This is a genomic window from Bacillus sp. FSL K6-0073, assembly GCF_038006085.1.
In the GTDB taxonomy this organism is placed as follows: Bacteria; Bacillota; Bacilli; order Bacillales; family Bacillaceae_G; genus Bacillus_A; species Bacillus_A cereus.
This window is the reverse complement of the sequence record NZ_JBBOUN010000001.1, coordinates 2,147,606-2,160,429: the sequence shown is the minus strand read 5'-3', so window position 1 is coordinate 2,160,429 and position 12,824 is coordinate 2,147,606. Positions and strand designations below refer to the sequence as shown.

The following is a 12,824-nucleotide window of genomic DNA, read 5'->3' as shown; positions in this document are numbered from 1 at the left end:
ATTTGTCTTTAGAAAAACGAAAAAATTTCACGTGAAATTAAACTTATATAAGCTTAGCTTGATGGCGATGGAGTACCACCACACATCCATCAACTTAAGGAGAATAAACGCTACCAAAACAAAAAAAGCTCCAAATTTTTCTTAAAAATAAGTTGGGGCTTTTGAACCAGAAAAGTATATTTTCAACTATGAAAACTACGATAAATTTTTCCTTTTTTCCTACTTGCTAAATTCAGCAAGTAAAATTTTTTTAAAAGGATTAGGACTGTCAGTTCTACCCAAACTATTCCAATTGACGACCAACGTATGCTTGCCTCCAAGTTTACCTCCAACAAGAGTTGTAAACCCTAGAATGCCACCTGTGTGTCCCCATATCGAAACACCGTTTGGAAGCTTAGTTTCATAGATTCCAAGACCATATCCATCGATTCCTTCTTTTCCTGTAGGAACTGTAGTAAGCATTTGTTTTAGTTGCTGTTCTTTCAGTAATTTGCCACCGAGCAAATAAAAGAAGAATTTGTTTAAGTCGTCAGCAGTAGAAATCATATCTCCAGCAGAGCTAGCTGCACTTGGGTTATAATAAGTAACGTCTTTTAGCTCACTTGCTTCGTCTGGTTGGACATATCCACGGGCATGGTTAGTGCCTGGAATAACACTTGAGTTGCCTGGTAGGAATGTATTCGACAATTCAAGTGGTTCAATAATTCGATTTTCAACCTCTTCCGCATAGCTGTTTCCAGTTACTTTTTCAATAAGGATACCCAGTAATACGTATCCTGTGTTTGAATAAGACCAGCCCTTTCCTGGAGCAAAGTCTGGGGGAAGAGAAATCCCCATCTTCACTAACTCTTCAGCTGTATACGATTTTTTTGTATCCGTAAAATCAACGTCTTTTGACCTTGAGTATTCAGCGATACCACTTGTATGGTTCAATATCTCCCGGATAGTAATCTTGTTACCATCATATCCATTTCCTTGAATGACACCAGGCAACCAATCTTCGATGTAGTCGTCTAGCTTCAGGCGATTCTCTCCAACTAATTGAAGTACAACTGTTGCGGTGAACGTCTTCGTCACACTCCCAATGCGAAAGCGAAAATCTGTTTTCATTGGTTTCTTGGTTCTCAGATCCGCTATTCCAGCGGCATACCCCCACATTTTTCCACCCTCAGAAGTTTTAGCAAGTATCCCCGGGTATCCAAGTTGCAATGTATCTCGCATTGCTTGCTTGACGGAAGTACGATCTCGTTGAGTATTTGTTTGTAACGAACTAGATACATTTTGAGCGGGCTCTGCTTTTACAATTGAGGTTGATGTTGTATATAACAGGGAACTTCCAGCTATTAAAAGGGCCAGACTTGCACATGTAATTTGACCACGTATTTTCATAAGGCATTCCTCTCCTCTATTCATATTGTATAAGTGTTTGCTTACTGTTCCTTACTTCCTGACAAGACTTAAGGAAAGGTCCTCACGCATATAAATTAAAGCCCCAGTACAAAGGTATCTATCAATACCAACAATTTGAGCCAGTTAAATCTCCATCCCTTCTATAACAAAATTATTCAAAGGTATGAAAGCATATTATGTACCCTTAGTTATTGTTAGGATTAACACAACATGAGACATAGCCCCAACCCATATTTTACTTTATTTATCCATGATATGTATTGAGAAAGAATGTAAATTCAAATCCTTTCCGTACCCCAACTATTGATCGTTTTTTTCACCTATTATAATTAGTTATTTTGAATTTCATAATAAAAAACTGTAAAAAAATAACGAGTCCCTTAACGTACAGGAAGCGGTTGAAAAATATGTCTAAACGCACAATTTTCTTTTTGATATGGTGACACCATCGCAATCAAGCTAAGGTTTTGAAGTACCCACTAAATGAAATTTCTCTTTCTCTATAGTTAGTTATTTTGAGAAGTCAACTCATTTTTTGTTTTTGGGATGTTTACTTTTCTTAAGTTGATGGATGTGGGGGAGCACCACATGGTCATCAACTTAAAGTTTTAATACACCAGAAATTAGGAAGATTTTATTCTGTTAGCTTGATAGTGATAGGGTACAGCCAACATTTCGGAAGCTTTGTATGTTAGACGAATTTCAACCTAAAAAAGTCGAATTCTTGTACGTGAAGTGCAGTGATATTTCATTCATATAATCCGTATTATCTGAAGTTAATAAAGTCTGTTACACTCTCTTCTTTAGGAACGTTTCCATAATATCCTTCTTGAACCATTCATAATCAAACTGAAAAGCTACATTATGCGTTTTATAGCCTGGATTAGTAACAAAACGAAAGTCTGCAATGCTTTGACCAAATCCTTCCCCTTGATCAGGAATCACTTTAATGGGTACCCTTGAAAGACTAACAGCCTCTTGATTCAGCAAATACCACACCGTTACAAAATCATGCATAGGACTTCCACTTATACCAGGATTAGACTTGGAGTAGAAATTATAATAATAATCTAACATAGGTTTGATGATGAGTCCTGCAAGATCCTGTGTACTCCGATGAAATGCATCAATTTGCTGGACCATTTCGGGTGTAACAATCGCGTGTTGAGTCACATTTAAAGGAATAATCGTCAAGTTCTTTGCATGCTGCAGAATTAAGTTTGCTGCATAAGGGTCTGCGTAAAAATTAGCTTCAGCCACAGCAGTTACGTTACCTGGATAGAAAAAAGCTCCCCCCATGCAAATGCATTCTCTTACATTTCGCATTGTTTCTAAATTTAATACAAAAGTCGTAGCTAGCGAAGAAAGTCTTCCTAAATTGATAATTGTAAGATCTTCTAAATTTGATTCTATAATTTGATAAATATCATTTAAAGGATAAACTGGATATGAAATTTCAGGTGGAATAATAGGTCCTAATCCAACTTTTCCATGTACCTCAGGGAAATACTGAATCACTATACCTGTCAACGGTACAGAAGCACCAAGGAATACAGGTATTTCTTCTCTTCCCGCAATGTACTTTAAATAGTTAATATTTCTTATTACATCTTCTCTTGATACATTTCCATAATCGGCCACAATTCCTACAAGTTGAATGTCTTTACGAAAAAAGGTGTACAGTATAGCAAACGCATCATCAATCCCTAAATCTGTAAACAGGAGAACCTTTTTTTGCATATCTCTTCCTCCAAAATTTATAGAATTCTACTTTCACCAATGATGCAGTGATTAGAATACGCTTGTATATATATTTTTTATGTATTCTTAAAGAGGCGATTCTATTCACTTGAAATAGCTTTGCTCATCTAAATTTAATTTTAATTTTATGTTCAAGCATAAGTTTCTGTTCTTAAGTCGATAAGCATGTGTTGCTATCCTTGAACAAAAAAATCAATGATTAGATTTTAAATCTAGTCATTGCTTTATCCATTGCATCTTGGTTTACTCCTATATATCTTAACGTTACTCGTTCACTTGAATGATTGAATATCTCCATCAGCAAAGCTATGTTCTTTGTCTGTATGTACATATGATATCCAAATGTCTTACGTAATGTATGTGTCCCAATCTCTTCTAAACCAAACTTTGCTGCTGTAGTACTAAGTATTTTATATGCCATGCTTCTTCCGATTGGTCGATTCTTTCCTTGTCTGCTCTTAATTAAATACTCATAGTCTTCCATATCTTCAATGTACCACTTTAACTCTCTTCTTAATGCTGCAGTAATCTGAATACGTTTCTGCTTACCTGTCTTCATTTCACGCATTGATATATGGCTGCCATTTAAATCTCCAACCTTCAGTTTTAAAATATCACTAATACGTAGACCTGTATTAATTCCCATTACAAACAAAATATAATTGCGTTCATTCTTTTTTTTTAGATATTCTTTAATTTGTTGTATTTGCTTTGGATCACGTATCGGTTGAACAAAATTCATTGTCCATTACCTCCAGTCTCTTCTGCCTCGTAAACTTCTAATCCAAGTGCAAAAGCGAGCTTATAAAATGCTTTAGACTTCCAACGTCGATAAGTACGCTCTGACATTCCGATTTCGTTATAAACCATGTAATCACATACGTCCTCTTCTTCTAAATAACGTTTATAGATAATATCCCTTTGGATAATTCCTGCACGTCCGTTTCCTAATCGATTTAGAAATTGATCAATACGTAATGACATTCTTTCAAGCCATTCTTCTCGTTTACTTTGTTGAATATTTGCTATAGCAACATCTTCTAATGGTTTTCCAACTGTATGTGTAGGACCGTGCTCATGTATTTCATAAGAAGGAGTGACTTTCATTTCTTTACGCATCATCCCAAATTGTCTATGTATACGTACGCTTTCCAACACACCTTCTAATTCCTCCTGTGTTGATGTTCTATCGATTTTTGGTAAGAAAGATAATTGTTTAGTCATGCAAGACCACTCCTTTTTATTTTTAAATTACTTTTGTCTTAATACTCCACGTCTACGCTCATAACAAGGTCTATGCATCCCCATTAAATGCTCAATTTCACGAGTACTTAATTTCTCTTTTTGTTTTTTCTTCTTTCCTTTCTTGGATTGCTTTTTCCACTCAAGTAATTAATCTCTTAGCACCTTCATTTCCCCATCTCCCTTTTCAAAATAAAAAGGACACCTATTCCTAAAACAGCTTTAATTACTGCTTTAATGAATTGGTGTCCTCTAGTTTTCTAGCTGGACGATATTCATTTCAAAGGATTATTTTGTTTGAATTCTCATAAAACACTTTTTAAATTCCTCAACATTGGAAATAGCTATATAATAAAAAAGATTAAATGTTAGGAGTGCTATAAATGTCTGATATGATTAAACTCTGTATTGTAATAGCCGTTGCCTTATTTTTAATGTTTTCGATAATATCAGAGTTTAAGAAACCTCAAAAAGATATGTTTTGGTTCTCAATTGACGTAATGTTTCTCCTTGCAGCTTTTTTACTAATAAAAGACTATATCGTCAAACATTTAACGTAATCGACTGAATAAAACCCAATATTATGTCCATAATGTTGATAGGCTGTATGCCAAAATCCATTTAGTTTTCTCTGTATCTCCTTGTATTGAGCAGTTAGCTTTTGCTAGCTGCTCTTTTTCTACAAAATTCAAATTTGATTAAAGTAACTGTGTTTTTCGTTCTTCCATACGAATTACTTTTCCACTTTGATATACAAATGATTGTTCACCAAATCCACCTTGGGGTGGTTCTATTAGTTGGACCTGACCATTTTTAACAACATATATTCCGTTTATTTTCAAATCTATTTCAGCTGTCATTTCTACAAAATTTTCTTTAATAATTCCCATTTAGACCACTCCCGTATGTTATGATTATTTTGTCGAAGCAAGTCGGGAGCAATCTCGACTTTTTTATTTTGTTATAGATATTCCACAACATTATCAGGAATAAATGATTGTTCTAATGATAAATAAAGTCGTATTGAAATCGGTTCTTTATTATCTCTCGCAGACTTGCAAAGCTCCTCCGCTTCTTCCCAATCGAACTGCTTATCTTCCACTCGCTTAAATCTCCAAATTCCAATTGTATATTCCTCAAATAATTCATACTGATCATTTGGCGCTGTTGTTGGTTTTAATTCATCAGTAGCTCTTACTTGCTTTGGTACTTGAACAACTACATCTGTAAAACGAACTTTAGAATTTAATTGATGAATGTGTGCTTTCTCAGTATCGAATGCTATTACAGGCTCAACATCAAATATAGTTAACTGCTTTGGCATTCCAATCCTCCTAAGCTTCTTTTTTATATTTAGATAACACTTTTTCTAAACGTTTCCGTTCAGCTTCTAATTCGATTTCATCGTGCTTTACAGGCTGAGATTGCGCTTCTGTATCTTGAGTATGTAACCAATCAGGAACAATTTCTTTTCGAGCATTACTTCTCCCACCACGAGACTGGTATTTCTTACGGAATTGAGTTTGTGCAGCTTCAACATCAGTAATACTCTTATACCCCTTAGCATGCCAATCTCTTAAAATACCTTGTACATAAGACATATTAGGTGCATTCTTTTCTAAAGCTATTTTCATTGCTTTGATAACAAGCTGTGCATTCAAATCTTCAATCCACGCATTAATCCCTTCAGCCACAAATGGTTTAAGAACTCCAAAATTTTGCTCATAAAATGCTATTGGATTTTCTTCTGCAACTTTTTTATCTCTTGAGCAGCTTGCTGCTTCTTCTTTTGTTTTTGTTTCTTCTTTTTCTTTTGTTTCTGTCTTTGTTTTTGTTTCTTCTTTTTCCTTCATAGGGTCTTCGAAGCCCCTTATAAGCCACTCAAAACGAGCTTGGAAGTAATCCTTAATACGAGGAATTTTAAAATCTTGCTGCTGTTCTAAATCTAAACATGTCTCATAAAAATCAATTAAAAAATCTTCACACTTAATATTCTGGATTTCTTTTAACACACACTTTTCAATATTCATATTTGTAATAGCATTGAATTTAAGCCAATTAATCAACATAATTTCTTTCGTCTTTTTGTTGTAATGAATTTTCCCGTAATCAGCAAACCGCTCTAGCAGCTTCTCAACCGTCTCACGGTTATATTATACCCTGTATCCATTTCTATCACTCGTAATGGAAGCTCATAGATACCACTCTGAGAAGTTTTGCTATTAGTCATCAAATACAGATAGAAGTATTTTTCCTCCGGTGTAAGATCTAAAACGAATGCATCTTGCCAATATGAAACTTGAACAGGTCTATAAATTGCCATATTATTCATCCTCCATTGTTTTACTTGATTTGCTTATACTTAATCCAATTCAATTTTTAGAAAAACTCTCTATAAGAGTCTAAAATCTATCACTCTGCAAAGTGATAGATTTTTTATTTTTTACGACTAACTAATGATGCGTTGATCCCCTGCTCTTGAAGACTTTTAACAACTACACGATAACTCTTTGATACATCGTGATCCTCTTTTTCATTACGAAGGCTCTTGAATTCTTTTGCGCATCTATTTAATTCCTTCTCCCAATGATTTGCTTCATCTAATGAACCAGCATTGAACATGTTATGAATACATGTCACCATGCAGTTATGTAATTCATTTGCAAAAGCAAAATCACATGGTAGAACTAAGTCGAACAGACGATTACATTCTACTTTCATAATTTGCTCCCCATTTTTAATAATTTGATACTGTACGCATCGTTATGACCAGAATGTAATGTATACTAAGCGGTTAGAGTTAACAAATCTTTCTGGTCATAACGACAAGCACAACAGCTTGTCGCACTAAATTGTTATATGCTATAATTTATCTACTGTCATGATTGGCTATCGCAGGCTACGCGGTAGCCTTTCCTTTTTTCTTTTTGTTTTTCAAAACAAATGCTGCTTCTATAATTCGAATTCTTATCTCCATTAATTTCTTCTCTTGTTTTAGGTCCCTAGCTTTCATATAGTCTCCACAAACTGCTGCAATTCGAATATCACCATATAAATTTGCTTCCTTACGAATTAGCGTTTTATATTGATTTAAAGTTGGACTTGCATAATCAATTGTCATAACTTAAACCTCCCCAATAAAATAATTAAATTAACCTTTTATATACTTCCTAGCTCGTAATGATACTTTCCAGTACTTAAAGATTTCTTTCATTGAAAAACCATATTGATCACATAGGACCGCTACGAGGCTCATCATCGAACCTGTAGCATCCCGGACTTCATGCATTACCTTTTTCAAATCCTCTTTCTCACTTTCGGACCAAGTTTGTGAAGGTTTAAACCAACATACTGTATCGAGTTGTTCCAAAGCTTCATTTGTCTCTTGATAAACCATGTATCTCATACTTGTAGGATGAAGATCTATTTGCTCCCCGTTGAAGAACGGAATACTTACATCCCCTGTTGCTTCACTCCACATTTTAAAAAATAACTGCGGATCATCAATTCCTTCAGTAATACATTTTCGTAAATCTTCTGGTAAGCGTCGTTGTTCAGTTTCATATTTTGCTAGTGACTCACGACTCACGGGGATTTCTAAGGAGAGTTGTTCTTGGGTGATTCCCTTTCGTTTTCGTGCCATAGCAACTTCTTTTCCTATGGACATCGTTTACTTCCCCCATTTGGTTATAAAAAAATTAAAAGTATTAAGCCCGTAATGATTCAAAGCTACTATGCTGAACTTAAAGAAAAAGGACTATCAAATGGTACAATCAGCAATATCCACCGCTGCTTCAGATGCATATTCAAACATGCAGTAGAATGGGAAATCATACATGATAATATAATGAATAAAGTAAAAAAACCACGTGAAGAGCAAGGTGAGATGAAGACATGGTCCAGCGAAGAATGTAATCGATTCCTCCAGTATCTAAAAGAAAAAAATATTAAGTACTATATGTTCTTCTTACTTGCAATTTATACAGGGATGAGACGCGGAGAATTACTTGCACTAACATGGAAAGATATTGACTTTGATAATAAACGTATCCTGGTTAATAAATCACTTGTAAAAACAGAAAAAGGACTATTTAAAGCTGCTACAAAAACTAAATCTTCAAATAGAAGCATTAGTATCTCTTCTTTTGTTATAGGGAAGTTACAATCCTACTACTCTTATAAAAAGAAAGAATTTTTCCGCTGGGGTATACACTTGAATGAAGAAGCCTTTATTTTCACCGGCAATACGATACATTCACCCTTACATATAGATGCTCCTCATCGCTTTTTGAATGATCACTATAAAAAAGCTGGTGTTCCTCGAATTCGTATACACGACTTACGACATACTCACGCTACACTCATGCTTCCGGCTGGAGAACATCCTAAAATCTTACAAGATCGCTTAGGGCATTCATCTATTCAAATGCCTTTAGACAATTATAGCCACATCACACAGAACAGGCAGCAGAAAACTTCGAGAGCATAATAAAATCTAATGAAAACACCTGATAAAAAATGAACAAATTTAATGTGAGCAAAATGTGAGCATCGAGGTGAATCACCACTTACAAACCTTGATATAATAAGGTTTCTCATACTATATCGTTGAATCTTGGGAGAAGAATGAGCAGTTTTAAGGTTGTTTATTTTTAAAAACATCAAAAATGCCAAATCCCTTATATCACAAAGGATTTGGCATTTTTAAGTATCTAGAACACGCGCTAAATTTAAGGAGAAATTAACAGACATGAGTCCGGTATAATGCCGTGTCCACACCCAAGGATCGGTTACATAAAATAACGTATCTAACCTGGGAAGTCTATTAGCTTTTTCCCTTATAGTAACGCTCTCTTCTACTAAGACCTTTTCTTTCTAGGGCCTACAATTAATTTAATCGCTGTTCTCTCTTCATTATTGATAGAAATCTCTTGAAACGCTGGAACAAAAGCTAAGTCAATACCACTTGGAGCGACGAACCCTCTTGCAATCGCAATTGCTTTAATCGCTTGATTTATAGCTCCAGCCCCAATCGCTTGAATTTCCACATTACCACTTGTTCTTAGTACTCCTGCTATTGCACCTGCGACTGAATTTGGGCTTGATTTTGAAGATACCTTTAATATATTTTCCATGTAAGTTGCTCCTTCTATTATTTAATCTCTCTTTCGTTACAATTTTAAATATTTTAGCGTATCTTTAATTACTATTCACACCAAAAACAAATGATGCTTCATATGTACATTATTCTATATTTTCTGACTTTTTCCTGCTCAGCTACGCAAATAAAAGATAAACTGAATAGCCTAATATACATACAGTTAAATATCATAACTTCACCAAATGATAACATCCATACAGCTAAAGGTAATATTTCTGTTTTGTCAGACTAAATAAATATAGTAAAGTAAAATTTTAATGAGTGGGGGTTTAATTCATCCCCCACCTAACTTCTTTGCTTTCGCTGAATTTTGAGGTGGGAGTCTTACTGCTCGGAAAATAGCGGGATAAACGTTTCCTCGTTACTTCAATCTATTTAGAAATTCCATTTATTTTTCTATCAAATTATAAACCTTATCATCTTCAAAAGGTGTTACAGGTAATACCCAAATACTACACTTCATCATTTGACCACTTTATATTCCAAATCTATCTCCTTTTATAGTACAAGCATACACGCCAATTGTGATTCATCTTCATAAACTACTATGTGATTTAAATTTATTAAGAATAGGAGGTAATATATTGGGTTCATACTATCATTCTTCAAACTCGTATAAAAAATGCTCATGCAAATCTTCTTCCAGTTCAAATAAAAAATGTTCATGTGACCATTCACATAAACGAAGCTGTCCTGCATACGGAACTTTTTGGCAAACTGAATTTATAACTGTTCCTTTTGGCGATCCTTTTTCATTTAATTACGTTGGACCTTTAGCAGGAGGCGTTTCCTTACTAAATCCTACTACTATACACTTTAGACAAGCTGGTGATTATAGAGTTTCGTTCATTTCCAGTATTAATACTACTTTAAATCCTGTATTTCCACATATCCCAGTCATAACTATATTTTTAAATAACAATCCACTTGCTGATAGTCAAGGTGATTTCGCTATTCAAATGAATACTTCATCAAATAACGAATGTCTTCAACTCGTTGGCGAAACGATTGTTACAGTGCCTGCTAATTCAACTCTTCAACTTAGAAATAATAGTGGTTTTAATCGTCAAAGTATTGTAACTTGTGACAATGGTATAAATTCAGTGGAATTAACAGTTACAAAACTAAGTTAAAATTATTTCTTCACATTCAGATGCTATTTCAGCATCTTTTTTTATTGAATAACAGTTTTTTTCAACTTCTATTATCTCTCCCCACATAAAAAAGTGCAGAATTCTTTCTAACACAAGATTTCTGCACTTTTTTATTATACTTATTTGTTCTTCCTTATTTCTCTACATAAACCGACTTAACAATCGTACGATTATATGGTTTTCCTTCTTTATTCATCCCTTTTATATCCATCGTAACGTTATATACTCCCGGTTGTTTTATATCTTTCAAAGCACCTGTAAATGTATTCGTATTAACATTTTGTAATTCATTAAATTCAGAGACTAACTTACCTTCTTTATTAACGACTCTTACTGTTATGGAAAGATCCCCTTTCATTTCAGGTGCTACAGGTGATTTTTTCAGTTTATACTCAGGTTTATTTACTTTAACTTTTGTAGGCATTCGAAGAACAAATGGTGCATCATCCTTGTAATCGCTTACAACTAAATATGCATCTTTCGACTGCTTCGCCATCATTTTGATTTTCCATTCGCCTACTTCCAATTTATCAAACTTAAACGTTCTAATTGTCGCCCCATTAAAGAAAGATTCGCCTTCACCAGTAGTTATAGCGCTATCTTTATTTGCATAGATTTTTCCTTTTGGAGATACCATTTGTACTTCTACATCAGAAGAAGCAGTTAGTACAGAAACTATTCCTTCAGCCTTTTTATCAACAGAAATACTTTGCTCTATCCACTGATTTTGTGGTAATTCGCCTCCTAAAATATTTTGATTTGAAGTTGTATTTAATTGTTCTAGATCTTCATTTGAACTAGTGCTGGATGCTACTAAAGCTGGTAATCCCACATTTGTCGTACGTAAATATGGTTCAATTCGTGCAAAAACAGCTGATCCTTTTCTTATATTGTCATGATCAAATCTGGAATCTGTAAATAAATGTGTACCGTACGATAGCTTCGTACTCCATTCATTTACTAGTCCATCATTTGAACCGTACGATGATAAATATAACCCGCCCATAGATAATGCAGAAAATGTTGGTCCCCAGCTAGTTCCAGTAGCCGTATAGTAACGGTTTAATTTAGCTGCTGGGTTGTTATCTATTATTGAACGAAACTTTGCCATTTCACCTATTTGTAACGAATACGTACCATCATCTTTTTGACCTAATATAGAAGCAAGCCACCCTGCCCACCAACTATATGACAAATCTGCTAAATTTGAGCCGTGATGCGGTGTAGCAAGTGTAATAACATTTCCAACAAATCGATTCGCACCATATTCAACTAATGCAGCTTGTGTATCAATACCACCTTTACTATGCGCTACAATATTAACTTTTTTACCGAAATGATTATATATTTCTTCAAGTTTTTGTGCTAACAATTTTCCGTTATCCCACTGACTAGCCGAACCTTTCCCTGCAGCATCATACAATTGTATAAACACTGTTTGATAGCCTGCTTTTAAAGCATAATCATACATATCATTTATATCATGATATACTGTCTTTCCATACCAACTATCAGCATTACCATTTCTTCCTTGTACAAAGAGAATTGGCGGTTTATTCTCATCATAATTAGCAGGTTTTTGGCCTAAAAACCATTCTCCAGGTGTGAATACTTCTGTATCAGGAAACCCCTTTCCAAGCTCTTTTACAACTTCTGCCTGTACATTTGTGCTAATCGTTGGAGCCATGATAAAAAATACAATTAGTAAGGCCACACATCTTCTCATCAGTCGCATATTACTCCCCCTATTTTTTTGAAAGAAGGTGTTCTTTATAATATTTTATATTTTCCCTTCCTTAATAATAGCTAATCTTTTATTTTTAAAAGATGTTAGCCCTATTTTTAGAAGGTTACTAGTTGTATACCCTCTTCCTTAACTCTCGTTATTCTCTTTGTTTCTACCTCTTCCTTTTGATAGAATACGACAAAAAAGTTTCTCAATAATTGTTAACTTCGCTACACCCAGATATTTTTTAAATCATTATTGTTTATATAAAGCATACAAATCTTGAAAAAATTTTAGTAAAAAAACATTTTATTACTAGTTAGTTATTTAAAAATATAATAAAGATATGTACTTTCTTTTCATTAAATAC

13 protein-coding genes and 2 pseudogenes are annotated in these 12,824 nt (G+C 34.3%); 3 read left to right on the top strand and 12 right to left on the bottom strand.

Annotated features, from left to right (window positions below; all coding sequences use genetic code 11):
* Positions 1–219: 219 nt before the first annotated feature.
* The 4 genes from MHB52_RS11375 to MHB52_RS11360 all read right to left on the bottom strand — a co-directional run bounded on the left by MHB52_RS11375 (position 220) and on the right by MHB52_RS11360 (position 4,395).
* A complete protein-coding gene (locus MHB52_RS11375; protein WP_016117710.1) occupies positions 220–1,389 on the bottom strand; it encodes a serine hydrolase domain-containing protein in 1,170 nt (389 codons plus the stop codon).
* A gap of 810 nt (positions 1,390–2,199) precedes the next feature.
* Complete coding sequence (locus MHB52_RS11370; protein WP_016117709.1) at positions 2,200–3,150, bottom strand: nucleoside hydrolase; 951 nt, start codon at positions 3,148–3,150, stop codon at positions 2,200–2,202.
* Between the two features lie 220 nt (positions 3,151–3,370).
* Positions 3,371–3,913: a site-specific integrase gene (locus tag MHB52_RS11365; protein WP_061664936.1), complete on the bottom strand. Its 543-nt coding sequence runs from the start codon at positions 3,911–3,913 to the stop codon at positions 3,371–3,373.
* Complete coding sequence (locus MHB52_RS11360; RefSeq protein WP_061664937.1) at positions 3,910–4,395, bottom strand: ArpU family phage packaging/lysis transcriptional regulator; 486 nt, start codon at positions 4,393–4,395, stop codon at positions 3,910–3,912. The genes MHB52_RS11365 and MHB52_RS11360 overlap by 4 nt, the downstream gene beginning before the upstream one ends.
* Before the next feature lie 401 nt (positions 4,396–4,796).
* Between MHB52_RS11360 and MHB52_RS11355 the strand changes: the two genes are divergently transcribed.
* Positions 4,797–4,973, top strand: a complete 177-nt coding sequence (locus MHB52_RS11355; protein WP_170962667.1) for a hypothetical protein — start codon at positions 4,797–4,799, stop codon at positions 4,971–4,973.
* Between the two features lie 138 nt (positions 4,974–5,111).
* Here the strand turns inward: MHB52_RS11355 and MHB52_RS11350 are convergent, their stop codons facing one another.
* The 6 genes and pseudogenes from MHB52_RS11350 to MHB52_RS11325 all read right to left on the bottom strand — a co-directional run bounded on the left by MHB52_RS11350 (position 5,112) and on the right by MHB52_RS11325 (position 8,080).
* The gene (locus MHB52_RS11350; protein WP_061664938.1) at positions 5,112–5,303 is read right to left on the bottom strand and encodes a DUF3954 domain-containing protein; all 192 of its coding nucleotides are present in this window, start codon (positions 5,301–5,303) and stop codon (positions 5,112–5,114) included.
* A gap of 71 nt (positions 5,304–5,374) precedes the next feature.
* The gene (locus MHB52_RS11345; RefSeq protein ID WP_061664939.1) at positions 5,375–5,737 is read right to left on the bottom strand and encodes a hypothetical protein; all 363 of its coding nucleotides are present in this window, start codon (positions 5,735–5,737) and stop codon (positions 5,375–5,377) included.
* A gap of 10 nt (positions 5,738–5,747) precedes the next feature.
* A pseudogene (locus tag MHB52_RS11340) lies at positions 5,748–6,736 on the bottom strand (DnaD domain-containing protein).
* A gap of 113 nt (positions 6,737–6,849) precedes the next feature.
* Positions 6,850–7,134, bottom strand: coding sequence for a hypothetical protein (locus MHB52_RS11335; protein WP_061664940.1), 285 nt, complete (start codon positions 7,132–7,134; stop codon positions 6,850–6,852).
* Positions 7,135–7,312: 178 nt separating this feature from the next.
* A complete protein-coding gene (locus MHB52_RS11330; RefSeq protein ID WP_000151152.1) occupies positions 7,313–7,534 on the bottom strand; it encodes a hypothetical protein in 222 nt (73 codons plus the stop codon).
* Positions 7,535–7,564: 30 nt separating this feature from the next.
* A complete protein-coding gene (locus MHB52_RS11325) occupies positions 7,565–8,080 on the bottom strand; it encodes a helix-turn-helix domain-containing protein (RefSeq protein ID WP_016117705.1) in 516 nt (171 codons plus the stop codon).
* 3 nt (positions 8,081–8,083) lie between these two features.
* On the opposite strand from MHB52_RS11325, the pseudogene MHB52_RS11320 reads away from it, so the two are divergent.
* Positions 8,084–8,925: pseudogene (locus tag MHB52_RS11320) on the top strand (tyrosine-type recombinase/integrase); the annotation flags it as partial.
* Between the two features lie 347 nt (positions 8,926–9,272).
* Here the strand turns inward: MHB52_RS11320 and MHB52_RS11315 are convergent.
* Positions 9,273–9,548, bottom strand: coding sequence for a stage V sporulation protein S (locus MHB52_RS11315; RefSeq protein ID WP_000427801.1), 276 nt, complete (start codon positions 9,546–9,548; stop codon positions 9,273–9,275).
* 610 nt (positions 9,549–10,158) lie between these two features.
* On the opposite strand from MHB52_RS11315, the gene MHB52_RS11310 reads away from it, so the two are divergent.
* Complete coding sequence (locus MHB52_RS11310; protein WP_000536154.1) at positions 10,159–10,707, top strand: hypothetical protein; 549 nt, start codon at positions 10,159–10,161, stop codon at positions 10,705–10,707.
* Between the two features lie 154 nt (positions 10,708–10,861).
* Here the strand turns inward: MHB52_RS11310 and MHB52_RS11305 are convergent, their stop codons facing one another.
* Positions 10,862–12,463 carry an esterase/lipase family protein gene (locus MHB52_RS11305; RefSeq protein WP_001238707.1) on the bottom strand — a complete coding sequence of 534 codons (1,602 nt, stop codon included), beginning with the start codon at positions 12,461–12,463 and terminating at the stop codon, positions 10,862–10,864.
* Positions 12,464–12,824 lie beyond the last annotated feature (361 nt).

Coding starts and splice junctions, on each gene's coding strand:
- MHB52_RS11375 (WP_016117710.1), bottom strand. CDS start 1,389: ATGAAAATACGTGGTCAAATTACATGTGCAAGTCTGGCCCTTTTAATA.
- MHB52_RS11370 (WP_016117709.1), bottom strand. CDS start 3,150: ATGCAAAAAAAGGTTCTCCTGTTTACAGATTTAGGGATTGATGATGCG.
- MHB52_RS11365 (WP_061664936.1), bottom strand. CDS start 3,913: ATGAATTTTGTTCAACCGATACGTGATCCAAAGCAAATACAACAAATT.
- MHB52_RS11360 (WP_061664937.1), bottom strand. CDS start 4,395: ATGACTAAACAATTATCTTTCTTACCAAAAATCGATAGAACATCAACA.
- MHB52_RS11355 (WP_170962667.1), top strand. CDS start 4,797: ATGTCTGATATGATTAAACTCTGTATTGTAATAGCCGTTGCCTTATTT.
- MHB52_RS11350 (WP_061664938.1), bottom strand. CDS start 5,303: ATGGGAATTATTAAAGAAAATTTTGTAGAAATGACAGCTGAAATAGAT.
- MHB52_RS11345 (WP_061664939.1), bottom strand. CDS start 5,737: ATGCCAAAGCAGTTAACTATATTTGATGTTGAGCCTGTAATAGCATTC.
- MHB52_RS11335 (WP_061664940.1), bottom strand. CDS start 7,134: ATGAAAGTAGAATGTAATCGTCTGTTCGACTTAGTTCTACCATGTGAT.
- MHB52_RS11330 (WP_000151152.1), bottom strand. CDS start 7,534: ATGACAATTGATTATGCAAGTCCAACTTTAAATCAATATAAAACGCTA.
- MHB52_RS11325 (WP_016117705.1), bottom strand. CDS start 8,080: ATGTCCATAGGAAAAGAAGTTGCTATGGCACGAAAACGAAAGGGAATC.
- MHB52_RS11315 (WP_000427801.1), bottom strand. CDS start 9,548: ATGGAAAATATATTAAAGGTATCTTCAAAATCAAGCCCAAATTCAGTC.
- MHB52_RS11305 (WP_001238707.1), bottom strand. CDS start 12,463: ATGCGACTGATGAGAAGATGTGTGGCCTTACTAATTGTATTTTTTATC.